This is a genomic window from Novosphingobium sp. CCH12-A3 (genome assembly GCF_001556015.1).
Classification (GTDB): domain Bacteria; phylum Pseudomonadota; class Alphaproteobacteria; order Sphingomonadales; family Sphingomonadaceae; genus Novosphingobium; species Novosphingobium subterraneum.
The window spans coordinates 68,277-94,307 of record NZ_LSIA01000198.1; the positions used below are offsets into that span (position 1 = coordinate 68,277).

Below are 26,031 nucleotides of genomic sequence, written 5' to 3' on the forward strand. Positions count from 1 at the left end.
GCAGGATGTTGATGACCGAAGCTGCAGCCCTCGACGCCGAATTGGCAACTCCGGTTTCGCTGGAAACAGTGGCGACGCCGGCGTTGATCCTCGACGTAACCAAGGTTGATCGCAATATCGCGCGTCTGCGCGCGCATCTTGCAAAGCTTGGAACCGGGTTTCGACCGCACGTGAAAACGAGCAAGTCGATCGAGGTCGCGCGCAGGCTATTTCCGGAAGGAACAGGGCCGATCACCGTTTCGACGTTGGCCGAGGCGGAGTATTTTGCAGAAGGTGGGTTTGACGACATCACTTATGCCGTCGGCCTGAGCCTTGACCGAATTGCGCGGGCTCGCAAGCTGGTCACCAAAGGCGTGCGGCTTTCGGTGCTGATCGATACGCTGGAGCAGGCTCAAGCCCTGGTTGCTGCGGCGGGAGATGGCGGGCCGATGCCGGCCGTGCTGATCGAGATCGATTGCGACGGACATCGCGGGGGAGTTCTGCCGGACGACCCTGATCTTGTCGCTATTGCCGACGTACTGCGGAACGGCCGGGTGGAACTGGCAGGCGTGCTGACACACGCGGGAGAATCCTACAATGCGCGCGGCGGCGCTGGTTTGCCGGAAGCCGCCGAGGGCGAGCGGGCGGCAGCAGTGGCGGCGGCGGAAATGCTGCGGGCTGCTGGCCATGCCTCGCCCGTGGTCAGCGTCGGCTCCACGCCGACGGCGCATTTTGCGCAGGATCTTACGGGCGTGACCGAGGTGCGCGCGGGCGTGTTCAGCTTCTTCGATCTGGTAATGCACGGGATCGGCGTCTGTTCGCTGGACGACATTGCGGCATCGGTGCTGCTGACGGTGATCGGCCATCGCCCGGAAAAGGGTTGGATCCTGACTGACGGGGGCTGGATGGCCCTTTCGCGCGACAGGGGGACGCAGCGCCATCCGGTGGACCAGGGTTATGGCCTGGTCTGCGATATCGACGGCAATCCGTTTTCTGACGTGATCGTGGACGACGCCAGCCAGGAGCACGGCATCATCAAGGTGCGCCCGGGCAGCGGTGGCGTTCTGCCGAAACTGGCCATCGGTTCGCGCGTGCGGGTGCTGCCCAACCACGCCTGCGCCACTTGCGCGCAGCACGAGGCCTACAACGTGGTCGATGGCACGGGTCGCGCAATCATCGGCAATTGGCCACGCATGCGGGGTTGGTGACGCCGCCTTCCTTTCCGGAGCCCGCGAGGGTGGAGAACGACATGAAGATGACCTCCTACTGGCTCGATAGCGCGAAGCCCTTTGCCTCGGGCGCGCCGGGCGGGCCGAGTGGCACTGCCGATGTTGCCGTGATTGGCGCAGGTTTCACGGGTCTTTCCGCCGCGCTTGCGCTGGCCAGGAAGGGGGCGAAAGTCGTCGTCCTCGAGGCGGATCGCGTTGCAAGCGCGGCTTCGGGCCGCAACGGCGGTATGTGCAACAACGGCTTTGCCCAGGACTATGGCGGCATGGTCGAGAAGTTCGGGCTGGATCGCGCGAACATGCTTTACCGTGCCTTCGATGCCGGGGTGGATCTGGTGGAGCAGATCGTGACCGAGGAAGGCATCGAGTGCCATTTCGGACGCGTCGGCAAGCTGAAGCTGGCGGCAAAGCCCGAGCATTTCGAGAAGATCAAGCGGTCGCAGGATCTGTTGGCGCGTAATGTCGATCCCGAGACGAGCCTGGTCATGCCGCAGGACCTGCCAACGGAAATCGGTTCGGACATCTTTTACGGAGGCATGCTCTACGGCAAGAGCGCCAACATGCACATGGGCGAGTACGGGCAGGGCCTGGCCGAAGCCGTGGTGCGGCGGGGCGGTACGATCTTCGAGCATAACCCCTTGCTCAAGATGCGCCGCGTTTCAGGCACAAGCCATGAACTCACCACGCCGCATGGCAGCCTGATTGCCAATCAGGTGTTGTTGGCTACTGGCACGTCACGTGTTGGGCCGCTGGGTTGGTTTCGCCGTCGCCTGGTGCCGGTCGGAGCCTATCTGATCGCGACAGAGCCTTTGCCGGTGGATCTGCTTGACCGACTGACGCCGCGTCGGCGCAACACGGTCGATACGCGCAACTTCGTCAGCTATTTCCGCACGACCCCGGACAACCGCATCCTCTTCGGCGGACGGGCGCGCTTTTCGAGCCGCAGCGATCCGGCGGCTGATGCCAAGAGCGGAATGATCCTGCGGCGGTCCATGGCGGACTTCTTCCCCGAGCTGGCCGATGCGCGCATCGATTACTGCTGGGGCGGGATGGTGGACATGACCAGCGACCGCCTGCCGCGTGCCGGGGAGCGGGACGGCCTGTTCTATTCAATGGGGTACAGCGGCCACGGCACGCACATGGCGACGTACATGGGCAAGATCATGGCCGAGGTGCTGGACGGCAAGGCCGATGCGAACCCGTGGCGCGATTTCGATTGGCCAGCGATCCCGGGATACTTCGGGACGCCATGGTTCCTGCCGTTCGTCGGCGCCTACTACCGCTACAAGGACATGGTAGGATGAGCGATCCAGCGCAGGACGCACTGCAGGCGGTGCTTCCGCTCACGGGCAAGGCCTATATCGACGGCGAGTGGATCGACCTGCCCGGCGCAGAACGGCTGCCGGTGATCAATCCCGCCAATGGCAACTGTATCGCGCAAGTCGCGGCGGGCACGGCGGCCGATCTCGATCGGGCGGTGGCAGCGGCGCGGGGGGCCTTTGCCGCATTCTCGCAAAGCCCCGTGGCAGCACGAATCGCGCTACTGGAACGCGTCCACGCGCTGATGGCCGAACGGGCCGAAGAGCTGGCACAGGTGCTGGTGACGGAGATGGGCGCGGCGATCAGCTTTGCCCGCGCATCGCATGTACCGTTCGCGCTGGGCCATGTGCAGGCCGCGATCGAGGTGCTGAGGGACTACGAGTTCCTGACGATGCGCGGCACGACGGCCATCGTGCGCGAACCCATCGGCGTTGCCGCGCTGATCACGCCGTGGAACTGGCCGCTCTACCAGATCACCGCCAAGGTTGCCCCAGCGCTGGCTGCGGGATGCACGGTGGTGCTGAAACCCAGCGAGCTTTCGCCGTTGAGCGCGATCATGTTTGCGCAGATCGTGCATGATGCCGGCGCGCCTGCAGGTGTGTTCAACCTGCTTAACGGAACCGGCAGCGAAGCGGGCGCGGGCATGGCAGCGCACCCGGATGTCGACATGATCTCGATTACCGGATCGAACCGCGCTGGCGTATTGGTGGCACAAGGTGCGGCCCCCACGGTCAAGCGAGTGACGCAGGAGCTGGGCGGCAAATCTCCCAACGTGCTGATGCCCGATGCCGATTTCGAGCGCGTCGTGCCGTTGGGTGTGATGGCCGCATTCCGCAACGTCGGCCAATCGTGCAGCGCGCCAACGCGGATGATCGTGCCGCGCTCAGCCCTGGCACAAGTCGAAGCAATTGCGCGCAGAACGGTCGAAGGCATCATCGTGGGCGATCCGACCGAGGATGCAACGACGCTTGGTCCTATCGCTAATGCAGCGCAGCATCGTCGCGTTCAGACGATGATCGCGGTGGGCATCGAGGAGGGCGCGAGGCTGGTATGCGGAGGTCTTGGCAGTCCGGAAGGGCTCGATCACGGCCTCTTCGTCCAGCCGACAATCTTCTCCGACGTTTCCAGTGGGATGCGCATCGCGCAGGAGGAAATCTTCGGGCCGGTGCTGGTCATCATCCCTTACGACAACATCGACGAGGCGGTCGCGATCGCCAATGACACCGACTACGGCCTTGGCGGCCATGTCCACGGTGCCGACCTTGATCAGGCCCGCAGCGTGGCTCTGCGCATCCGCACGGGGCAAGTCCACATCAACTCGCCGGCGTGGGATCCTCACGCTCCATTCGGCGGCTACAAGCGGTCCGGCAACGGCCGCGAATACGGGCTCTTCGGCTTCGAGGAATATCTCGAGGTAAAGGCCATTCTTGGTTTCGCATGAAATCCGCGATCATCGGAGAAGCATGACATGCCCGCGCCCTTGAGGTTCATCGAATCCACTCCGGAACTGCCCAGTCAGGCCGACGTCGTTGTCATTGGAGCTGGCGTGATCGGTAGCTTTACCGCCTATTACCTGGCCAAGCGTGGCCTCAAGGTCGCGCTGATCGAAAAGGGGGTCGTCGGCGGGGAACAATCGAGCCGCAACTGGGGCTGGTGTCGCCAACAGAACCGCGACGAGAGAGAGTTACCGCTGGCGACCAAGGCGCTTGACCTGTGGGAGCAGTTCGGGATCGAGAGCGGCGAGGAAACGGGTTTTCGGCGCTGCGGCCTGTTCTATGTCAGCAATGACGAGTCTGAAATTGCGACGTGGGCGAAGTGGGGCGATTATGCCCGGTCCATCGGCGTGAAGACGCGCATGTTGAACAGCCAGGAGGCTACCGAGAAGGGGAGCTTCACCAAGCAGGTCTGGAAGGGCGGCGTGCATTCGCAGATGGACGGCATTGCGGACCCCGGTCTTGCGGTCCCTGCTGTGGCGCGGGCGATCATGGCGCTTGGCGGCACGGTGCATCAGGCCTGCGCGGCGCGCGGGATCGAGACGACCGGCGGGGCCGTGAGCGGCGTGGTGACCGAGCGTGGCACGATCGCCACGAAGCTGGTCATCCATGCCGGCGGTGCGTGGGCATCATCGTTCATGCGCCAATTGGGCGTGCGCTTCCCGCAGGCGACGGTGCGCCAGTCGATCCTTGCCGTTGGCACAGGCGACATGAGCCTGCCGGATGCATTCTACGGGGACTCAATGTCGATCACACGGCGCGGTGATGGCGCTCATGCGCTGGCCTACAGCGGACGGGCAAAGGTCGATCCGACGATGCAATTTCTGCAGTTCCAGAAGCAGTTCATTCCGATGTTCAAGCAGCGCTGGAAAAAGGTTTCCCCGGGGGGGCTGCAAGGCCTGCGCGCCGGACACGAGACACTTTCACGGTGGGCGCTGGATCGGCCGACGCCGATGGAAGCGCGCCGTATCCTCGACCCCTCTCCGGATGCAAAGACGATCCGCCTGACAGTGGAGCGCGTGTCGCGCCTCATCCCGGAAGTCGCACGGGCGCCCATCGTTGGAACATGGGCGGGCTTTGTCGACAGCACCCCTGATGGCGTGCCGGTCATCGGTGAGATACCGGCGGTTCCAGGCTTCATCCTCGCCGCCGGCTTCAGTGGACATGGCTTTGGGATCGGGCCGGGGGCGGGGCATCTGGTGGCAGACATCGCGACGGGGCAAGAGCCTATCGTCGACCCGCGGCCTTATCGGCTTTCACGCTTCGATCCCGGTGCAGAGATTGACGTTTCGGAATTCTAGCCGCGGCAAGTTTTTCCGGATTTCGCAATAAAATTCCAAATACCCGTCAAATGCGGCAGCTAGTTTTGATAACTGCCAGATAGAACGGGCGATGATCGGCGGCCCAGGTCGAACTGATGTGGTGATTTTCGCGGGAGTATCGGATGAAAGTTCAGGACGCGACGCAGATCGTGCTGCGAGACATGACCACAGACGATATTCACGATGTCGCCGATTTGTGCTTCGAGCAACAATGGCCGCACCGCGAAGAAGACCTCGAGAAACTGCTGGCTATTGGCAGCGGACTGGTTGCCGAGGTGGATGGGAAGCCGTGTGGCACGATCATGGCGTGGCGATTTGGGGAAAGCTTTGCGATGATCGGCGTGATCATCGTGGCGAGGGCGCAGCAGGGACGTGGGCTTGGCCGCGAACTGGCAAGTGCCATGCTGAAGCGGCTGGACGGCGTTACGGTGATCCTGAATGCCACTGACGAAGGCTTGCCGCTTTACTCGAAGCTCGGTTTCGTCGCGATGGGCAAGGTCCATCAGCATCAGGGCATCGCGCCGGTACAGCCTCTCGTCCAGCTCCGCCCCGGCGAACGGGTGAGACCGATGGGAGTTGCCGATGCACAGGTGCTTGACGCGCTCTACTCCTCGGCCACGGGCATGGACCGAAAGGCCGTGCTCGACGCCCTTCTTGCCGACGGCAGCGCGGTGGTGCTGTGCCGTGAACACGAGCAGACCGGTTTTGCCGTGATGCGAAGGTTTGGCCGCGGCTGGCTCATCGGTCCGGTGATTGCGCCGGATGCCACAGGCGCAAAGGCCCTGATTGCCCACTGGCTCGGGACACAGACGGGCAGTTTCTGTCGAATCGACGTGCCGGAGGTGACTGGGCTTGGTCCCTGGCTTGAAGAAGTCGGTCTGCCAGAGGTGGGACATGTTACGCGAATGGCACTCGGTCCCGCACCGGTTCCCGGCGACAATGTCGCTATCTTTGGTCTTGCTGCACAGGCGCTTGGTTGAACATGCTGAACTTGAAGGACCCCACCCTGCTGCGGCAGGCTGCTCTCGTCGACGGTGCCTGGATCTCTGCCGGTCTTCCCGCGCTTGAGGTGACCAATCCGGCCACTGGCGAAGTAATCGGCACCGTGCCCGATTGTGGTGCTGCCGAGGCGAATGCGGCAATCGATGCAGCGCAGGCCTCCTGGGCCGACTGGCGGCGGCGCACGGCGGGCGAACGTGCCGCGCTGCTGGAGGCGTGGCACGGCCTGGTCCTTGCAAATCTGGATGACCTTGCCCGGATCATGACGGCCGAGCAGGGCAAGCCCTTGGCCGAGGCGCAGGGCGAAATCCGCTATGCCGCAACCTTCATCAAGTGGTTCGCCGAAGAAGGCCGTCGCGTGGGCGGGCGCAACATCGCCTCGCCCGAACGGGATCGCCGGATCATCGTGCTGAGCGAGCCGGTGGGTGTTTCAGCTGCCATCACGCCATGGAACTTCCCGGCCGCGATGATTACCCGCAAGTGCGCACCGGCGCTGGCCGCAGGGTGCCCGGTGGTGATCAAGCCATCGGAAATGACGCCGTTCACCGCGCTTGCCCTGATCGAACTGGCAATCCGGGCAGGCTTCCCCAAGGGTACGATCAACCTGCTGACCGGAATGCCGCGCGCGATCGGCGAGGCGATCACGGCAAGCCCGGTAGTGCGCAAGCTGTCCTTTACCGGATCGACGCGCGTCGGTTCGCTGTTGATGCGGCAGAGTGCGGACACGATCAAACGGCTGAGCCTTGAGCTGGGTGGCAATGCGCCGCTGATCGTGTTCGATGATGCCGACCTCGATCTGGCGGTCAAGGCCACGATGGCAAGCAAGTTCCGCAACGCCGGTCAGACCTGTGTCTGTGCCAACCGCATTCTCGTTCACGCACCGATCTATGATGAATTTGCCGCGCGCTTGGGCGCTGCCGTCGAGGCGCTCAATGTCGGCAACGGCATGGATGCCGATGCGACAACCGGCCCCCTGATCAATCGTGCGGCGACCGATAAGGTGTCGGCGCATGTCGAAGATGCCCTGGGCAAGGGCGGGAAGATCCTGTTCTCGGGCAAGGGCGCACAAGGCGGCAACTTTGCCCGCCCGGTGATCATCGGCGAGGCAAATACCGGAATGCGACTGGCACGCGAAGAGACCTTCGGCCCGGTGGCTCCATTGTTCCGCTTCGAAACCGAGGACGAGGCAATTCTGTTGGCCAACGACACCGAATACGGGCTTGCCAGCTATTTCTACACATCCGGGCTAGATCGCGCATTCCGAGTAGCTGAAGCGCTGGAGGCGGGCATGATCGCGCTGAACACCGGATCCATAGCAATGGAAATGGCTCCCTTTGGCGGTGTCAAGCAATCGGGTCTTGGGCGCGAGGGCGGAACACTGGGCATCGAGGAGTACTTGGAAACCAAGGCCTTCCACATTGGTGGCCTGAAGATCTGAATCTGCGCGGCCTCAAGGGGGACTACATGAGCAGCAATACACGCAAGCACACCATCGCGGTGATCCCCGGTGACGGTATCGGCAACGAGGTAATGCCCGAAGGCATGCGCGTGCTGGAAAAGGCTGCGTCGCTATACGGCTTCGAGCTGGAGCAGAAGTGGCACGACTTTTCCTCGTGCGACTATTACGCGCGCCATGGCCGGATGATGCCGGAAAACTGGAAGGAAGAAATCGGCCGGCCCGACGCGATCTTCTTCGGCGCAGTCGGCTGGCCTGAAACCGTGCCCGATCACATTTCGCTCTGGGGCTCGATCATCCAGTTTCGCCGCGAATACGACCAGTACATCAACCTTCGGCCGGTGCGGCTGATGCCGGGCGTGCCCTGCCCGCTGGCCGGGCGCGAACCGGGCGACATCGACTTCTGGGTGGTGCGCGAGAACACCGAGGGCGAGTATTCTTCTGTCGGCGGGATCATGTTCCCCGGCACCGAGCGCGAGTTGGTGATTCAGGACACCGTCATGACGCGCGTCGGCGTGGATCGCGTGCTTCGCTATGCCTTCGATCTGGCCCAAACGCGTGTGCGCAAGCACCTGACCAGCGCGACCAAGTCCAACGGCATTGCCATTACCATGCCCTATTGGGATCAGCGCGTGGAAGCGATCGCAACCGAGTATCCCGACGTTTCTCACGACAAGTACCATATCGACATCCTGACCGCGCAGTTCGTGATGAACCCGGACCGCTTCGACGTGGTGGTCGGCTCCAACCTGTTTGGCGACATCCTTTCCGATCTCGGCCCGGCCTGCACCGGCACGATCGGGGTGGCGCCTTCGGCCAACATCAATCCCGAGGGCAAGCACCCTTCGCTGTTCGAACCGGTACACGGCTCTGCGCCGGACATTGCCGGGCAGGGCATAGCCAACCCGGTTGGCCAGATCTGGTCCGCCGCGATGATGCTGGAGCATCTGGGTGAGACCGATGCCGCCACCGCGATAATGCGGGCGATCGAACAGGTTCTGGCAACGCCTGCGGCACGCACGCGAGACCTCAAGGGAGCGGCAGGCACGGAAGAATGCGGCAAGGCAATCGCCGAGGCGCTTCAATAAGGGACAGGGTGTGGATGGTTTTGCGGCAGGCGACAAGTTCTGCCGCAAAGCTGCAAGATCACGGGCCATCATGTCGACAGCCATGGCCTTTCGGGCAAAAATGCCGACAGCGAGTCATAAGCTTGTCTTGCCGGAAACGCCCGGCCAGTCAGTCCGGAGGCCACCATCTTGCGCAGGATTTCTCCTTACATTTCAGCCGCCATCGCAGTAGCGACAGTGGGTGCGGCTTTCGCCTCGAGCACCGCAAGCGCCCACGCGATCTGGTTCGCTCAGCGGGCCAAGCAGCTCGCCATGGTCTACGGCGTCGGATCGGACGATCTTGATGCGGTAAAGCGCATGCCCCTGGTCACGTCGGTCACCGGCTATGATGCCGACGGCCTGCCGGTAACGGCATCGCTGCGCGCGGCGGGGGCGATCCCGGTGGTCGACAGTGATGAGCCGATGGCGGTGGTCGCAGCCGTGATGGACTACGGCGTGTGGTCCAAGGATGCCGCCGGCACCTGGCACAACAAGGGCCTCGACGAGGTCAAGGATGCCACGGTGAGCGAGCATAATTTCAAGTATGCCGTCCACATCAACCAGTTGCCATCGAAGCCCATGCCGCTCATCCCCGGCCACAAGCTGCAACTGATTCCGGCGGACAATGCCATTCCGCAAGCGATGGGCCAGCCGATCCGCCTCCGGGCGATGTTCGAAGGCAAGCCTGCCGCAAACGTGGCGATCCTGCACGATTACGTGAATGACCCCGACCAGAAGCCGTCGATGACCGACGCGCAGGGCTATGTCACTTTGCCGGTGCGAAATCAGGGGTTGAACGTGGTCGTCGGTATCCTCGTCGCACCTTCGGACAATCCGGCCAAGTACAAGCAAATGGAGCACCGCGCCTCGCTCACGTTCGTGTTGCCACACCTGCCGGAATGACCGCTGCCTCGGGGAGAATTGCAATGAACATGAAAAGAATCACCGCCGCCCTTGCCGGGCTTTCGCTGATCGCTTTCGCGGTATCCGCCAAGGCCCACGGTTCCATGAAGCCGCTGCATGGCGGGGTTGTGACAATGGTCGGTGAGACCGTTGTCGAACTGGTCCGCGCACCCAAGGGCGTCGATATCTACATCACCGAAGAGGACGAGCCGCTGGCGGCCACGGGCTTTTCCGGCAAGTTGATTGTCACGGCAGCGGGGGCCAAGGCGGAAACGCCGCTTGCGGCGCAAGCCGGCAACCGCATGTCGGCACCGGGGCTCAAGATCCCGGCTGGTGCCAAGGTGGTGGTCGCACTCACGGCCAAGGGCAGCGGAGCCAAGACGCTCGCTTCCTTCACGGTTAAGTGAAGCAGTGATGGTCCGCCCCACTGCCCTTTCGCTTCCGCAAGGACTGCTGCGATGGGCCGGGTGGGCCATCGCCCTCTTCATCATTCTTGCCCTGAAGTCGGCAGCGCACGCCCATGGCGTGGGCGAGGACGACCGTGCCTTCATAGAAGGCGCATCGGGGATGGCCATCGGCCCCTACATGTACCTCGGCGCCAAGCATATGGTGACGGGATACGATCACTTGCTGTTCCTGGTCGGCGTTATCTTCTTCCTCTACCGGCTGAAGGACGTGGGCACTTATGTGACGCTGTTTGCCATCGGCCACAGCACCACGCTGCTGCTGGGCGTCCTGTTCGACATCCGCGCCAACCCCTACATCGTCGATGCGATCATCGGGCTTTCGGTGGTCTACAAGGCGCTGGACAACCTCGACGGGTTCCGGACACTGTTCGGGCGGGCGCCCAATCCCAAGGCGGCAGTGCTGATCTTCGGGTTTTTCCACGGCTTCGGCCTCGCCACGAAGCTGCAGGACCTGACCCTCTCCGCCGATGGGCTGGTGCCGAACCTGATCAGCTTCAACATCGGCGTTGAGCTGGGCCAGTTCACCGCACTCGGAGCAATCCTGATCGCGATGAACCTGTGGCGGTCCACCAGCAGCTTTCGCCGCAGTGCCATTGCCGCCAATGCCGCGCTGATGTGCGCGGGCTTCGTGCTGGTGGGCTTCCAGCTCACCGGCTTTTTCACGCAAGGCTCGACGGGAGCGATGTGATGCAGGCCGAAATCGCAAATCCGGTGAATTCGATCCAGGTTCCGCCATCGACGCTTGCCAAGGCAACCGGCGGGGCGTTGCTGGCTGCAGCTGCCATATTGGTTCTGTTCGTGATGCCAGCGGAATACGGCATCGACCCGACCGGCGTTGGTCGGCTGACCGGAATCGTCGGCATGGGGGCGGGCGGCGAGGAGGCGACACCCGCCCCGGCTGAGGCTCCGGTCGAGTCTCGTGTTTCTGGGCCGGCGACCCCAACCAAGGCCGCGATCGTCCGCGAGGGCGACATGCGCAGCGACGAAATGACGCTGACGCTTGCGCCGCACAGTGGACAGGAAGTGAAAGCCCACATGCAGGCTGGGCAAAGCTATGTCTTCGAATGGTCGGCCAAGGGCGGACCGGTGAAGGCCGATATGCATGGCGAAAAGGTCAACGCCGCCGAGGGCGAGTTCACCAGCTATTGGGAAGAGAAGCAGATGACCGGTGGCAAGGGCAGCTTTACCGCGCCGTTCGACGGCACGCATGGCTGGTACTTCCGCAACAAGGGCGAAACGCCGGTCACGGTCACGGTAAGGACTACCGGCTTCTACAAGGATCTGTTCCTGCCAGAGGGCTGATGCAAGATGCGGCAGGGCAAGGTATTCAAGAAGGAAAGAGGGCAGGGATCATGGCCACCAGTATGACATTGCCTCCCGGGGGCATAAATGTTGCAGCAGGAGGGACAAAGGCCACGGCCCATGCCCGTCTGGCCAACATCGACGCGCTGCGCGGTTTCGTGATGGTGCTGATGCTGCTCGATCACCTGCGTGAGACGTGGTTCGTCAACTATCCGGTGACCGACCCGATCAATGCACTGACCATCATCCCTGCCGTCGGTTTTGCCCGGTTCGCGGTAAGTTTCTGTGCGCCGATCTTCGTCGCGCTGACCGGGCTTGGCGTCTACCTTTTCAGCGTCAATCACACGGTCGAGGAGACCACTGAATACCTTCTCAAGCGTGGCTTTCTGCTGATCGTGATCGAGCTGGTCTATCTCTCGCCGCTCTATTGGGGGATCGTACCGCAGCCGACGTTCTGGCTTCAGGTGATCTGGGCAATCGGCATATGCATGATCCTGCTGGCGGCCTTCATGCGCCTGCCACGGCCGGCGATCATTGCGCTGGGCCTTGGCATCGTATGCTTCCACAACCTGCTTGATCCGATCGTGCTGACCAAGGACGATGCCCTGTTCCCGGTCTGGGCCCTGCTGCACCAGCGTGACGCGTTCGACTTGCCGCTCGGCTTCGTGGCCAAGACAACCTATCCGATCCTCGCATGGCTCGGCGTGATCCTGCTCGGCTTCGGCATCGGGCCCTGGTTCACCGGAGAGGTCGCGCCCGCAGTCCGGCAAAAGCGCCTGCTGGTGCTGGGCTTCGGCATGATCGCCGCGTTTGTGCTGCTGCGCCTGCTCAACGTCTACGGCGACAAGCCGTGGTTCGTGGTCGAAGGCGATCCGGTTCGCACGGTCATCAGCTTCATCTCGATGACGAAGTATCCGCCGTCGCTGCTGTTCCTGCTGCCGACGCTTGGAGGCGGGGCACTGCTGCTCGTGCTGTTCGAGAAGATCAATGACTCGCGCCTGGTCGCGGCATTGGCGATCTTCGGCGGCGCACCGATGTTCTTCTATCTGCTGCACCTCACGGTTCTTCGCATCCTCTACCACAGTGCTCTTGCCATCTGGGGTCCGAACAACGGCACCGCCTACATGTTCGACAACTACAACTGGGTGCTGCTGTGGTTCGTGGCGATGATCGTGCCACTTTATCTGCCGACCGTGTGGTACGCTCGTCTGAAGCGCCGCCGCCGTGACATCACCTGGCTCAAGTACTTCTGAGCTTTGCGTCATGCCGGGCCTGCGAGGCCGGGGCAAAGGAGGCGTGCGGCAGAATATGCCGCGCGCCTTCATGTCAAAAGGACGCCGATAATCATTTGCTTGCTCATTCGGCGAAACCCGCTTGGGGCGCTGACATAGCCTTCAGCGAATGCTACGGAATGGACGAAACGCGATGACCAACCCAACAAACCGTTCCCTCATCGATATCGACCGCGACCATCTGATCCACTCGGTCACGTCGTTCAGGGGGCACGAGCAGCATGGCGCCATCGTGCTGGAAACCGGCAAGGGCATGTGGTTGACCGATGCGGACGGCAACCAGTTGCTCGATGCCTTTGCCGGGTTGTGGTGCGTCAATGTCGGCTATGGTCAGGATTCGATCGTCGAGGTTGCGGCAGAGCAGATGCGCCGCCTGCCTTATGCCACGGGCTATTTCCATTTTGCCAGTGAACCGGCCATCCGCCTTGCGGGGGAATTGACTGCCGCCGCGCCCGATGGCTTGGACCATGTGTTCTTCACCCAGGGCGGCTCTGACGCGGTGGACAGCGCGATCCGCTACATCGTCCATTACTGGAATGCCGCCGGGAAGCCCGACAAGAAACATTTCATCGCGCTGGAATGGGGATATCATGGATCTAGTAGCCTTGGCGCCGGGCTAACCGCGCTGGGCAACTTCCACCGCAATTTCGATCTGCCACGGCCATGGCAGCACCATATCGCCTCGCCATATCAGTATCGTCATCCTCAAGGGGACGATGACGCGGCCGTGATCGCTTCCACAGTCGCAGCGCTTGAGGCCAAGGTGGCAGAACTCGGGGCGGACAACGTGGCGGCATTTTGCTGCGAACCGATCCAGGGTTCGGGCGGGGTGATCGTGCCCCCGAAGGGCTGGCTCAAGGCTCTTCGCGAAGCATGTACCCGACTTGGCATCCTGATGCTGGTGGACGAGGTCATCACCGGCTTTGGCCGCACCGGGCCGTTGTTTGCCTGTCTGGATGAAGATGTCTCTCCAGATTTCATGACCACGGCCAAGGGCTTGACGTCTGGATACATACCGATGGGCGCCATGTTCATGGCCGACCACGTCTACCAGACCATCGCCGACGCAGCGCCTGCCGCGCTGCCGATCGGCCATGGCCAGACGTATTCTGGCCACCCCGTGGCCGCTGCGGTGGGCCTGGAAGTGCTGCGCCTTTATCGTGAGGGCGGCCTGCTGGAAAATGGCCGCGTGACGGGTGAGCGGTTCGCGCAACACATGGAACGGATCAGGTCACATCCACTGGTTGGCGACGTACGCTATCGCGGGATGTTGGGTGCGATCGAACTGACCCCGAACAAGGCGACGAAGGCAATTTTCGATCCATCGCTCGACATTGGCGGAAGTCTGTCGAAGCTGACCTATGGCAATGGGGTGATCGTGCGCTGTTTTGCCAATGCAGTCATTGGTTTTGCACCGGCGCTATGCTGCTCGCTCGACGAAATGGATATGATCTTCGAACGGGTAGAACGGTCGCTTGACCAACTGCTTGAGCAGCCCGACATTCGCGCGGTCGTCGCGCTGCAAGACGCCTGACGGGGGAACAAACCATGCTGCCCGGACCCAAGCTCGACAGGATAGACCTCAAGATCCTTGCCAAGCTCCAGCAGGAGGGCCGGATCACCAACGTGGAACTGGCCGATGCGGTCGGCCTTTCGCCGAGCCCCTGCCTGACGCGGGTCAAGCGCCTGGAAAAGGCCGGATATATCACGGGCTATGGCGCACACGTGAATTTCAGCAAGCTGGGTGAATACCTCACGGTATTTACCGAAGTCACGCTCAGCGAACATCGCCAGGGCGATTTCAGCCGTTTCGAAAGCCGCATTGCCAAGCTCGACGAGATCGTCGAATGCCACCTCGTTTCAGGCGGCTATGATTATCTGCTCAAGTTCGTGGCGCGCGGTGTTTCACACTATCAATCGATCATGGAAGGCATGCTCGAAAGTGATTACGGCATCGAGAAGTACTTCAGCTACATCGTGATCAAATCACCCTTCATCAAGCACAGACTCCCGATCCAGAACCTGTTTGGACAGACGCATGGCTGACCAGGTTCAGTTGCAAGCGGATCTTTTGAATGATCTCGTCGCACTGCGTCGGGATATCCATGCCAATCCGGAACTCGGGTTTTGCGAGCAGCGGACAGCAGGCCGCATTGCTGATGAGCTGCGCGCACTTGGCATCGAAGTGCATGAAGGCATCGGCACGACTGGAGTTGTCGGGGTCCTGAAGGGCAGGCGCGAAGGATCGCGCACACTTGGCCTGCGGGCAGACATGGACGCCCTGCCGATTCAGGAAATGACCAACTTGCCCTGGGCCAGCAAGACGCCCGGCTCCTTCCACGGCTGCGGGCATGACGGCCATGTCGCCATGCTGTTGGGCGCTGCCCGGGTTCTGGCTGCCGATCCCGATTTTGCCGGTACGCTCCACCTCATCTTCCAACCTGCCGAGGAAGGGCTTGGCGGCGCGCGCGTGATGATCGAGGAAGGGCTGTTTGACCGCTTTCCTTGCGATCGGGTCTATGCCTTGCACAACTGGCCCGGTCTTCCTGCCGGGACGATCAGCACGCGCCCCGGCGCAATCATGGGCGCGGCAGACAAGTTCCGGATCACGCTGACCGGCAAGGGCGGACACGCAGCGATACCGCAGGACAGTCCTGATGCGATCCTTGCTGCGGCCAGCCTTGTCCAGCAACTCAACACCATCGTCAGTCGCGCCGTGCCGCCTTATGCGTCAGCCGTGCTTTCAATCACGCAGATTCATGGCGGCCACGCGCACAATGTGATCCCAGCAGAAGTCATGGTGGCCGGTACTGTCCGCACGTTCGACCCGGCCGTGCAGGATCGGATCGAAGACCGAATGCGGGCGATGCTGGAGGGCATCGCAACGTCGTTCGAGGTTGAATGCGCGCTCGATTACGACCGTTACTACCCGGCAACGATCAACGATGCCCAGGCTGCCGCCGACGTCCTTGAAGTGGCCGCGACCGTTGGAACGGCGGAACTTGCCCCGGAGCCCGCACCTACTTCGGAAGACTTCTCCTTCATGCTGCAGCAGCGCCCAGGAGCCTATATCTGGCTTGGGCAGAGTACCCATGAGCACACGGCTCCGCTTCATAATCCGCAGTACGATTTCAACGATGCTGTGCTTGAAAACGGCGTGCGGTTGCATGTTGCGCTGGCGCGGCACTGGCTCAAGTAGCATTCGGACACTTGCAGGAAGCCCGAAGCACACACGCGTTTCTGATCGGGGAGCTTTACCCACGGGATCTGTCAGAATGGCGATTGGGTCAAAAAAAGGCCGGCCCGAAGGCCAGCCTTGAAAAGTTTGGGAGAGGATGCCTGAAAGGCACCTCGCATATGCGGTAGCTTTCATTCTTTGGCAAATGCGAACGGCTACTTCATAGTTGCAGTTTCTGCATCCGCCTCTTGGTCACGGGTATCGGTTCAAGGAGTGATCCCGACCGCGTCCTTTACACGTTGCAGGGCCGCATCGACCGGCGATGGCTCGGCAAGTATCGTGAAGGTTCCGTTCATGGCAAAGACGCAATGTCCATGGACAGTCGCCAGCAGCGAGCGCGTGAGGTGTTCCGCCAGATCCTTCCTGTCGGGAGTCAATGCGGCGCGCACTTCCTGAACGACGACGTCGAAAATAGCGCGCACTTCGTCTTGGTATTCTGGAGGAGGCGTGCAGTCTTCCGGCAGCCGGAAATCATAGATCGCCGCCCAAGCGTGTCGGTGGCCTTTTGCAAATTCGAAATAGGCCGTAATAGCTGCCGCGAGCCTTTCGTGAGGCGGGCTCGGTTCTCCCATGGCTGCCAGACGCCGCCGAAGGTGGTCGCGCCACAGCGCCAAGGTTCGCCCGTTGATGGCAAGGATCAGCGCGTCGTAGCTGCCAAAGACGTTGTAGATCGTGCCGATCGAATAGCCGATGCGTTTGGCTACTTCGCGCGCCGAGAAGTGTGCAAATCCCACTTCCTCCATGTGCCTATGCCCAGCGGCAACGATGATTTCGCGCAACTCGTCGCGGCTATGATCCGATCTGCGTCCCATGGCGTATGGCTAAGGCATAAATTGAACACTGTCCATTATTTTAATTGAACAATGTATAATTGTCGGCTAACCTGCGAGTCGCGAAGGGGAGAGGGTCTGGATTGGCCTGGCTTTCTGCCCTTAACCCGTCCGGAACACTTGTTCCGGTATTGGCAGCTTTGAATTGCAAAGGGTTCCAGATGTCCGCACCCGATTTCAGCCTGCTTGCCAAGCGCCGTTTCGGCCCGATCTTCTCGGTCCAGTTCCTCGGTGCCTTCAACGACAACCTCCTGAAGTTCGCGCTGCTGTTCCTCGCCAATTTCGGCATCCTTTCTACCGATCCCGAAAAGGCAAAGTTGCTGGCAGCAGTGGCTACGGGCCTGTTCATCCTGCCCTACTTTCTGTTCTCCTCGCTCGCCGGACAGCTTGCCGATGCGATGGACAAGGCGCGCCTCATCCGTTGGATCAAGGCTGCCGAAGTCGCCATCATGGCCATAGCGCTAGCCGGTTTCTGGTACCTGTCCCTTCCGCTGCTTCTTGCCAGCCTGTTCCTCATGGGAGTGCACTCGACGCTGTTCGGGCCGGTCAAGTATTCGATCCTGCCCCAGCACCTCCATGCTGGCGAAGTGATGGGCGGGACCGGATTGATCGAGGGCGGCACTTTCCTTGCAATTCTTGGCGGACAGTTGCTGGCGGGCGTCATCCCTCCTTGGGAAGCGGGGCTTGCCGCCTTTGGATTTGCGCTGCTTGGCTTTGTGATGAGCCTTGCCGTGCCCGGTGCTCCGCCAAGCGGCAACGGCCACGCGATCGATCGCAACCTGTGTCGTGGAACCCGGGCCATTCTCGCCACAGCCCGTGAAGGTCGCGGCGTGTGGCTTTCGATTCTCGGGATCAGTTGGTTCTTCGCTGCGGGCGCGGTCCTGGTGAGCGAGTTCGCGCCGCTCGTCTCGGGTACGCTGGCGGCACGGCAGGAAGTGGCGACGCTGTTTCTGGTGGTTTTCTCGGTTGCCATTGCGGTCGGCTCCCTGATCGTGAATCGTTTGCTGAAGGGTGAGGTCTCGGCCCGCTACGTGCCGATCTCGGCCCTTGTCCTTGCCGCGGGTCTGATCGATCTGTGGATCGCCACAAGCGGGTTTGAGGTGCGGACCGCCGGAGCATCGGTGCCGCAATTCCTCGGCACGCCGGGCGCCTGGCATATTCTTTTTGATCTTGCAGTGATCGCAGTCTCCGGCGGAATGTTCATCGTTCCGCTCTATGCCATCCTTCAGGTAGCCAGCCCCGAGGACAAGCGCTCGCAGATCATCGCTGCCAACAATGTCGTGAATGCCGGACTCACGGTACTCGCGGTGCTTGCCATCACGGGCTTGCTGGCCGCCGGTGTGGACATACCTGGTCTGATCGGCGCTCTCGGCTTTGCCACGTTGTTCGTCGCGCTTGCCTCTGTCTGGCTGCTGCCAGAGACGCTGTTCAAGGACGTGATCCGTCTCACCTTGCGCGTACTCTATCGCGTGGAGGTTTCTGGCATGGAACACATGCCCCGGGCGGGCGAACGTGCTGTAGTGGTCGTAAACCACGTGAGCTTCCTTGATGGGGTGCTGCTGGGGGCATTTCTGCCCGGGAAGCCCACTTTCGCGGTCAATACCCAGATAGCGCGATCGGTCTGGATCAAGCCTTTCCTGAAGCTGTTCCGGGCCTTTCCGGTCGATCCCACCAACCCGATGGCGGCCAAGGCGATGGTCAAGGCAGTGAAGGAGGGACGAACCCTGGTGATCTTTCCGGAGGGCCGGATCACCCGCACCGGCGCACTGATGAAAGTGTTCGATGGCCCTGGCATGGTTGCCGACAAGGCCGAAGCGCCAATCATTCCGGTGCGCCTCGACGGACCACAATATACGCGGTTCTCGAGGATGCAGGGCAAGGTGCGCCTGCGTTGGTTCCCGAAGATCACACTTACGGTCCTGCCGCCGCGCCATTTCGCCATCGAAGGAGAAATGACCGCGCGCCAGCGTCGCGCGATTGCTGGACGACGGCTTTACGACGAGATGAGCACGATGATGTTCGCGACCTCGGACACCGATCGCACCTTGTTCAGCGCTCTGGCCGAGGCTCGCGCCATCCATGGCGGCAAGGCACTTGTCGTGGAGGACGTGAAGCGCGAACCGATGAGCTACGACAAGCTCTTCGCCGCAACTACCCTGCTCGGCAAACGACTGGCCCGCGATACGGCGCTGGGCGAGGCGGTTGGCCTGCTGATGCCCAATGTGAATGGCGCGATAGCAGCCTTCTTCGCATTGCAAGCTATCGGTCGCGTTCCGGCCATGCTCAATTTCACCGTCGGCGCGGCCAACATGCGTTCGGCATGCGCTACCGCGGCCATCCGTACTGTTGTCACCGCCCGTGCCTTTGTCGATCAGGCCAAATTGCATGACGTGGTTGCAGCACTCGAGGCTGACGGGCTGCGCATCGTGTGGCTCGAAGACATCGGCGCAACCATCGGGACATTCGAAAAGCTGCGCGCCCTGCTGGGTGCGAGCAGTGCCGAACACCGGCATCTCAAGCTGGGAATCTCGCCCGATGCACCTGCGGTCATTCTCTTCACAAGCGGCTCGGAGGGCGTACCGAAAGGCGTCGTGCTGACGCACCGCAACCTCCTGTCGAACTGCGGACAGCTTGCTGCCCGCATCGATTTCAACGCCTCGGACATCGTGCTGAATGCGCTGCCGGTGTTCCACTCCTTCGGCCTGACGGGGGGAACGTTGCTGCCTCTGTTGAGCGGGATCCGGGTGGTCCTCTATCCGAGCCCGCTGCACTATCGCATCGTGCCGGCACTGGCTTATGACGCCAATGCCACCATCATGTTCGGCACCGATACCTTTCTTTCAGGCTATGCCCGCATGGCCCACAGCTACGATTTCTATTCACTGCGCTATATCTTTGCCGGGGCCGAGAAAGTGCGTGACGAGACGCGAAGGACCTATGCCGACAAGTTCGGCCTGCGCATTTTCGAGGGCTATGGCGCGACTGAGGCGGCGCCGGTCATCGCGGTCAACACGCCGATGCATTTCATGGCGGGCAGTGTCGGCCGCGCCTTGCCCGCAATCGAAACCCGCCTGGAAACCGTGCCCGGGATCGAGGAAGGCGGACGCCTTTACATTCGCGGCCCCAACGTCATGGCAGGATACTATCTCGCCTCCGATCCGGGCAAGCTCCAGCCGCCACTGGAAGGCTGGCACGATACCGGCGATATCGTCACCATTGACGAGGCAGGCTTCATAACCATTCGTGGCCGGGCCAAGCGTTTCGCCAAGATCGGCGGCGAGATGGTCTCGCTCCCTGCTGTCGAGGGCTACGCAGCCAGGTGCTGGCCCGGTTTCGACCATGCCGTTGTGACCCGGCCAGATCCGAAGAAGGGTGAACAACTCGTGCTCTTCACCACTGCAACTGCGGCAGAGCACAAGGCGCTGCAAGGCTGGGCCAAGGCCAATGGCGTGACCGAACTGATGGTGCCGCGTGACATCCGTGTGGTGGAAGCACTGCCCGTGCTGGGAACCGGCAAGCTCGACTACGTTACCATGAGCGACATGGCCCTGCTTGTGCCTGGTAACCCTGTGGCGAACGAGCCGGACGATATGACAGAAGGATTCGCGACCGCGGACGACGCCTGATCGCAAGGCGTATGTCGGCCGAATTTCATGTGCTTGAGGCCGGTGCAGGGAGTGCTGCGCTGTTGCGGGGCACTCCGGCCAGCTCAGCGCAACTGTATCAGTGCTGCGACTGCACATCCCCGGGTTGCATCGCCGCCCTTTATTCTGGTGCGATCCGGCGGCCCCCTTGGGCAGGGTCTGTCCAGCCGAGAAACGTGGAAGCACAAAACTGCCTAACCCTATTGGGTTATGCGCGATGGTGTCAGGTGCGATAGTTTTCGATCCGGAACGTCAACACGCCCAGGAACAGGCCAAAGAGCCGCGGGCTGCCCGGAGAGATGCCCCATGAAATTCTCGATCATCTATGAAGCGCAGATGGTGGATGCCAGTCGCGAAAACGAGCGCGCGGTGTTCCTCCAGATCGTCGAGCAGGCCAAGTTCGCCGAGGAGATGGGCTTCGACTGCATCTGGTGCGTCGAGCATACCGCGCTGACGCAGTACGCGCACATGTCTGCTCCCGAGACGGTGCTGGCGTTCATCGCCGGGGCGACGAGCCGCATCCACATCGGGCACGGCGTTGTCTGCCTGCCGCCGGCGATGAACCATCCGGTCAAGGTGGCCGAGCGCATCGCCACGCTCGACATTCTTTCGAAAGGGCGCCTGCACTTCGGCGTGGGCAAGGGCGGCACGCAGCAGGAGGCCGGGACCTTCGGTTATGACCTGAACGAACTGCAGCCGATGATCGATGAATCGATGTACCTGATCCCCAAGATCATGGTGCAGGACGAGATCGAGCACGACGGCACCTACATCAAGATCCCCAAGCGTCCGATCCACCCGAGCCCGTGGCAGGACCCTCATCCGCCGATGTACATGGCCTGCACGCGCGAGAACACGCTGGTGGCGGCCGGCAGCCGCGGCATCGGCGCGCTGGTGCTGGGCTTTTCCGGGCCGGACGAGATTGCCAAGAAGAACGCGATCTATCGCGAGGCTTTCCGCACCCGCAAGGCCGAGGATCAGGTCGGCTTCCGCCCGACCGAGCATCTTGCCGCGCTCTGCGCCGCTACCGTGCTGGATGACCGCGAGAAGGCGCGCAAGATCGGCCTGCGCGGCCAGCGCTTCTTCGCCGAGTCCATCGCCTACTGGTATCAAGGCGGAGCCAAGCCCTCCGTCGACGAGGACCTCGACGCAGAGGATCACGCCAAGGTGCTGGAGCAGGGCAAGCAGGCGACCATCGCTTACCTGTCCGAAGAGGCGATCCCGGTGGGGGACGAGCACCTTTCCAACTACACCGTGGCGCAGGACGCCTATGGCACGCCCGACGATTGCATCCGCTATGTCCAGCGGCTGAAGGACGCCGGCGCCGACGAGATCCTCTTCATCTTCCAGATGGGCGGCATCCCGCACGAGGTGATCATGGAAACCATCCGCAACATCGGCGAAAAGGTGATCCCGCACTTCAGGGCGCTTGAAGTGGCCGAAGCGGGAGAGATGGAAGCGGCGGAATAAGCACTGTCAGTCCGCGCGCGCGCCGCCTATGCTGTGTGGATGGGCGGCGCTGTCGATGAAGGGTTTTCGGATCTGCTGGCCCGGCTTTATGCCGGGGTCGGCCCGGTGGGGGACGGGGAGGCGGAGCCGTGGCGCGGGTTTCTGGAAGCGCTGGCGCGGTGGATGGAGGCGAGCTTTGCCACGCTGATCATCACCGCGCCGGGCAAGCGCCAGCCCGCGACGTTCCTCACGCCGGGATCGGATGCGGCGTTCGATGCAGCCTATACCGAGACGCTGTTTGCCGAGGACCCGTTCCAGGGACTGAGCGACGGGGTGGTGACATCCTATGCGGAGTTCATGGCGCAGCTGCCCGACAGCGCATTTGCCGCCTATCGCCAGGCGATGGCGAGCAGCGGGTTCGACCAGGTGCTTGGGATCGACCTGCACTTTGGCGGCGGCCATTCGGCCGGAGGCAGGGGAGGGCGGCCGGACGAGGGGCGCTATGAAGCGCGGTTCCGTATCAGCCGGCACAATTCGCTGCCCGATTTCACGCGGGAGGAGCGGGCGCGACTGCAGGCGCTGGCGCAGCATTTGCGTATTGCCGTTTCGCTGTTCGAGAAGCTGCAGTTTGCCGGGGCCGAACACGGCATGTTCCATGCCACCGCGCAAGGGCTTGGCCTTGCGCTGCTGGTGCTGGATCGCAACCGGCGCATCGTCAGCAGCAACGCCCTGGCCGAGGCGCTGTTGGCCCAGGACGAAGGCTTGCGCCGGAGGGGCGACGAGCTGGTCCTTGCCGATGCGGCGCAGCACAAGCTGGTGGGCGAGCTGCTGGCGCAAGGGGGCGAGCTTGGACTCACCCGCTTCCGCATCGAGCGGCCAGGGCGGGGCGATCTGGTGGTAACGGCGCGGCCGGTAGAGCTGAACGCGATCCACGGCGGGGCCGGGGCGCTGGCGCTGTTCCTTGCCCGCCCGCACCGGCAGGCGGGGCCGGAAAAGGGCCTGGAGAACGGCAATGATCCCCAGGTGCTGCGCGACCTGCTTGGCCTGACCATGGCCGAGGCGCGTCTCGCCGCAGTGCTGGGCGAGGGGCTGAGCCTGGTCGAGGCGGCGCGGCGACTGGGAATCGCCCACAACACGGCGAAAGTGCAGCTGCGATCGGTCTTTGCCAAGACCGGGGTGCATCGCCAGGCGCAGCTAGTCGCGCTGCTGGCCTCCATCGGCGGATAGGCGACTCGCGCAATTCCGCCAGTTTGCGCGGGGCGGCTCTTATGTGTGGCCTTGAAAGGCATATGCGCAAATAAAAGACGCTTGAAATACGCAAATTGCGCGATACATAGGAGGCAGACAAGGCGATACGAGGTTTGGGAGAGCGATGTCCGACATGTTGCGCGATAGCACTCGCCCGCAGGAGGTCGCCTCTGCCGATGCCGTGGTGGCGCGTGTGACCGGGCCGGGATCGCCGTTCGAGATCGGCGAGCGTGACGGCTTGCGCCAGTTCATTGCCGCGCCGCCCGATCTCAACCTTCTGATCGAATCCGCGCGTCGGTTTGGAGACCGCACTTGCGTGGTCGATTTCGACAGTGCGGGCGCCGAACGGCGCATGTCCTACGATCAGGTATTTTCCTGGCGCGACCAGCTGGTGCCGATCCTGCACATTGCCCGCGGGGACCGCGTGGCCATTGCCATGCGCAACCGCGCCGAATGGCTGGTGGCGTTCCTTGCCGTGATGAAGGCGGGCGGGGTGGCGGTGCTGGTCAACAGTCGTGGCTCCGGCCCGGAAGTGCTGGCGATGCTCGAGGATGTCGACCCGGCAGTGGTGCTGGCCGACAGCGAGCGCACTGCCGCGATCCGCGAGGCCGGGTTCGAGGGCCGGGTGCTCGACCTGACCAAGCCATGCAACGCCGACGAGCTGGCGCGCCGCACTGCCGATACCAGTCCTGATGCCAGTGTGGCAAAGGCTACCGACCCCTGCGCGATCCTGTTCACCTCGGGCACCACGGGCCGGGTCAAGGGCGCGGTGCTTTCGCATCGTAATGTCATCACCGGGCTGATGTCGACGCAGATGTCGGGCATGATCGTGCTGGGAAACATGGCGGCGCAGATGGGCACCACGCCCGAGGCGCTGATGGCGCAGATGCCGCAGCAGGCCTCGCTGCTGGTCTATCCGCTGTTCCACGTTTCGGGGCTCGGCTCGGGCTTCCTTTCGCCCTTCCTGGGCGGGGGCAAGGTGGTGATCATGCGCCGCTGGGATGCCGAGGAAGCGGCGCGGCTGATTGCTGCTGAACAGATCAGCATGTTCAGCGCCGTGCCGACGATGCTGTGGGACATCCTCCACCGCGCGCGGATCGACGGGACCAGCCTTTCATCCTTGCGCAACATCGGCTGTGGCGGACAGGCGCTGCCGGTCAACCTCGTCGAGGAAGTCCACGCGCTGTGCCCACATGCGCAGATCGGCACCGGCTATGGCATGACCGAGTGCTCGGGCGCGATCGCGCAGGCTGTGGGGCCGGAGTTCATGGCGCGACCGGCGGCGGCCGGGCGCAAGCTCGCCATGGTGGAAGTGCGCATTGAAGGGCCGGACGGGCAGGTGCTGGGCGAAGGTGAGACCGGCGAGATCGTGGTGCGCGGCGCGCAGGTCATGCAGGGCTACTGGAACCGCCCGGAGGAGACCGCTGCCGTGCTGACCGAGGATGGCTGGCTGCGCACCGGCGATGTCGGGATGGTCGATAGCGATGGCTATGTCGTCATCGTCGACCGCAAGAAGGACATGGTCATCTCGGGCGGCGAGAACATCTACTGCGCCGAGGTCGAGCGCGTGCTGGGCACGATCCCCGGCCTGACCGAGTGCGCTGCCTTCGGCCTGCCTGACGAGCGGCTGGGCGAGCGGCTGGTCGCCGTGGTCATCGCGCCGAACATAGACGAGGCGGGGGTGATTGAATGGGTCGCCAGCCGCCTTGCCCGCTACAAGGCGCCCACCCGGGTCGCCGTCACTACCACGCCACTGCCGCGCAACGCGCTGGGCAAGGTCGACAAGATCGCCTTGCGCAAGTTGTGGCCGGAACTCTCTGGAGAATAACGAAATGGCCATGCCCACCAACATCGGCATCATCGACTGCATGCTCGGCATTCCCGATGCCGAGGACCGCGCCGAGTGGTTCGCGCCGTTCCGCCCGCTGATCAAGGACAAGCAGACGCTGGGCCAGTTCGCCATGCCCGCGCAGTACATGTTCAAGGACATCCCGCAGTCGGGCAAGCAGGACGATTACCTCGCCTGGACCGTGGCGCAGATGGACAAGCACAACGTCGAGAAGGCGCTCGTCGGCTGGAACGAGAACGAAACCTCGTACCGCGCCAAGGAGCTCTACCCCGACCGCTTCTTCTTCGACCTGCCGGTCAACCCGAACAACGGCACCGAGGAAGTCCGCCGGATCAAGCGCATCCACGCCGAAGTCGGCCTCTCCGCCGTCTCGGTGTTCCCCTCGGGCACGCTCCCGCAGGTGGCGATCAACCACAAGTATATGTGGCCGATCTATTCCGCGTGCGAGGAACTGGGCCTGCCGATCCTGTTGAACGTCGGCATTCCCGGCCCGCGCATCCCGATGGAGACGCAGAAGGTCGAGCATCTCGACGAGGTCTGCTGGTTCTTCCCGGAACTGAAGGTGGTCATGCGCCACGGAGCCGAGCCGTGGGAGGCGCTGGCGGTGAAGCTGATGCTGAAATGGCCGAACCTCTATTATTCGACCAGCGCCTTTGCGCCCAAGCACTACCCCAAGGCGATCATCGACTATGCCAACACGCGTGGCGCCGACAAGGTGATCTACGCCGGCTACTTCCCGATGGGCCTCAGCCTCGATCGCATCATGTCCGACATGCAGAACGTGCCATTCAAGGACGAGGTGTGGCCCAAGTTCCTGCGCGAAAACGCGATGAAGGTGTTCGGGCTCTAAGCAATCCCAGGGAGCCGGGAAGTCTGCTCCCCCCAGTGATCGCCGGCATGCGGAGACA

The 26,031-nt window shown here is 62.6% G+C and carries 21 protein-coding genes; 20 read left to right on the forward strand and 1 reads right to left on the reverse strand.

The window, feature by feature from the left end; all coding sequences use genetic code 11:
- Positions 1-5: 5 nt before the first annotated feature.
- The 15 genes from AX703_RS15070 (at position 6) to AX703_RS15140 (ending at position 16,064) form a co-directional block, all read left to right on the forward strand.
- Positions 6-1,187 carry an alanine racemase gene (locus AX703_RS15070; protein WP_082734621.1) on the forward strand — a complete coding sequence of 394 codons (1,182 nt, stop codon included), beginning with the start codon at positions 6-8 and terminating at the stop codon, positions 1,185-1,187.
- Positions 1,188-1,228: 41 nt separating this feature from the next.
- Complete coding sequence (locus AX703_RS15075) at positions 1,229-2,509, forward strand: FAD-binding oxidoreductase (protein WP_062345206.1); 1,281 nt, start codon at positions 1,229-1,231, stop codon at positions 2,507-2,509.
- The gene (locus tag AX703_RS15080) at positions 2,506-3,966 is read left to right on the forward strand and encodes an aldehyde dehydrogenase family protein (protein ID WP_062345208.1); all 1,461 of its coding nucleotides are present in this window, start codon (positions 2,506-2,508) and stop codon (positions 3,964-3,966) included. Before AX703_RS15075 ends, AX703_RS15080 begins: the two co-directional genes overlap by 4 nt.
- A 27-nt stretch (positions 3,967-3,993) precedes the next feature.
- Positions 3,994-5,319: an FAD-binding oxidoreductase gene (locus AX703_RS15085; RefSeq protein WP_062345210.1), complete on the forward strand. Its 1,326-nt coding sequence runs from the start codon at positions 3,994-3,996 to the stop codon at positions 5,317-5,319.
- Positions 5,320-5,462: 143 nt separating this feature from the next.
- Positions 5,463-6,320 (forward strand): GNAT family N-acetyltransferase, encoded by an 858-nt coding sequence (locus tag AX703_RS15090; protein WP_039335952.1) that lies wholly within the window; start codon positions 5,463-5,465, stop codon positions 6,318-6,320.
- A gap of 2 nt (positions 6,321-6,322) precedes the next feature.
- A complete protein-coding gene (locus AX703_RS15095; protein WP_062345212.1) occupies positions 6,323-7,777 on the forward strand; it encodes an NAD-dependent succinate-semialdehyde dehydrogenase in 1,455 nt (484 codons plus the stop codon).
- 26 nt (positions 7,778-7,803) lie between these two features.
- Positions 7,804-8,883, forward strand: a complete 1,080-nt coding sequence (locus AX703_RS15100; protein WP_062345214.1) for a tartrate dehydrogenase — start codon at positions 7,804-7,806, stop codon at positions 8,881-8,883.
- A 168-nt stretch (positions 8,884-9,051) separates the two neighbouring features.
- On the forward strand, positions 9,052-9,804 hold the full coding sequence (locus AX703_RS15105) for a DUF4198 domain-containing protein (protein ID WP_039335958.1): 753 nt from the start codon (positions 9,052-9,054) through the stop codon (positions 9,802-9,804).
- 23 nt (positions 9,805-9,827) lie between these two features.
- Complete coding sequence (locus tag AX703_RS15110) at positions 9,828-10,211, forward strand: hypothetical protein (protein ID WP_062345216.1); 384 nt, start codon at positions 9,828-9,830, stop codon at positions 10,209-10,211.
- 7 nt (positions 10,212-10,218) lie between these two features.
- A complete protein-coding gene (locus tag AX703_RS15115) occupies positions 10,219-10,959 on the forward strand; it encodes a HupE/UreJ family protein (RefSeq protein ID WP_062345218.1) in 741 nt (246 codons plus the stop codon).
- Entirely contained in the window at positions 10,959-11,573 is a 615-nt protein-coding gene (locus AX703_RS15120; RefSeq protein ID WP_062345220.1) for a hypothetical protein, read from the forward strand. The genes AX703_RS15115 and AX703_RS15120 overlap by 1 nt, the downstream gene beginning before the upstream one ends.
- A 50-nt stretch (positions 11,574-11,623) precedes the next feature.
- Entirely contained in the window at positions 11,624-12,826 is a 1,203-nt protein-coding gene (locus AX703_RS15125; protein WP_062345223.1) for a DUF1624 domain-containing protein, read from the forward strand.
- Positions 12,827-12,998: 172 nt separating this feature from the next.
- Entirely contained in the window at positions 12,999-14,399 is a 1,401-nt protein-coding gene (locus AX703_RS15130) for an aspartate aminotransferase family protein (RefSeq protein WP_039335967.1), read from the forward strand.
- A gap of 14 nt (positions 14,400-14,413) precedes the next feature.
- Positions 14,414-14,911 carry an Lrp/AsnC family transcriptional regulator gene (locus AX703_RS15135; protein ID WP_039335969.1) on the forward strand — a complete coding sequence of 166 codons (498 nt, stop codon included), beginning with the start codon at positions 14,414-14,416 and terminating at the stop codon, positions 14,909-14,911.
- On the forward strand, positions 14,904-16,064 hold the full coding sequence (locus tag AX703_RS15140) for a M20 aminoacylase family protein (RefSeq protein WP_039335971.1): 1,161 nt from the start codon (positions 14,904-14,906) through the stop codon (positions 16,062-16,064). The genes AX703_RS15135 and AX703_RS15140 overlap by 8 nt, the downstream gene beginning before the upstream one ends.
- A 245-nt stretch (positions 16,065-16,309) precedes the next feature.
- Here AX703_RS15140 and AX703_RS15145 read toward each other — a convergent pair whose 3' ends face one another.
- Positions 16,310-16,915, reverse strand: a complete 606-nt coding sequence (locus AX703_RS15145) for a TetR/AcrR family transcriptional regulator (RefSeq protein WP_062345224.1) — start codon at positions 16,913-16,915, stop codon at positions 16,310-16,312.
- 179 nt (positions 16,916-17,094) lie between these two features.
- Between AX703_RS15145 and AX703_RS15150 the strand changes: the two genes are divergently transcribed.
- The 5 genes from AX703_RS15150 to AX703_RS15170 all read left to right on the forward strand — a co-directional run bounded on the left by AX703_RS15150 (position 17,095) and on the right by AX703_RS15170 (position 25,973).
- Complete coding sequence (locus AX703_RS15150; RefSeq protein WP_231735559.1) at positions 17,095-20,559, forward strand: acyl-[ACP]--phospholipid O-acyltransferase; 3,465 nt, start codon at positions 17,095-17,097, stop codon at positions 20,557-20,559.
- Positions 20,560-20,883: 324 nt separating this feature from the next.
- The gene (locus AX703_RS15155; protein ID WP_039335975.1) at positions 20,884-22,047 is read left to right on the forward strand and encodes an LLM class flavin-dependent oxidoreductase; all 1,164 of its coding nucleotides are present in this window, start codon (positions 20,884-20,886) and stop codon (positions 22,045-22,047) included.
- A 39-nt stretch (positions 22,048-22,086) separates the two neighbouring features.
- Positions 22,087-23,253, forward strand: coding sequence for a helix-turn-helix transcriptional regulator (locus AX703_RS15160; RefSeq protein ID WP_062345226.1), 1,167 nt, complete (start codon positions 22,087-22,089; stop codon positions 23,251-23,253).
- A 145-nt stretch (positions 23,254-23,398) separates the two neighbouring features.
- Positions 23,399-25,102: a class I adenylate-forming enzyme family protein gene (locus AX703_RS15165; protein WP_062345228.1), complete on the forward strand. Its 1,704-nt coding sequence runs from the start codon at positions 23,399-23,401 to the stop codon at positions 25,100-25,102.
- 4 nt (positions 25,103-25,106) lie between these two features.
- The gene (locus AX703_RS15170) at positions 25,107-25,973 is read left to right on the forward strand and encodes an amidohydrolase family protein (protein ID WP_062345230.1); all 867 of its coding nucleotides are present in this window, start codon (positions 25,107-25,109) and stop codon (positions 25,971-25,973) included.
- The last annotated feature ends 58 nt before the right edge of the window (positions 25,974-26,031 follow it).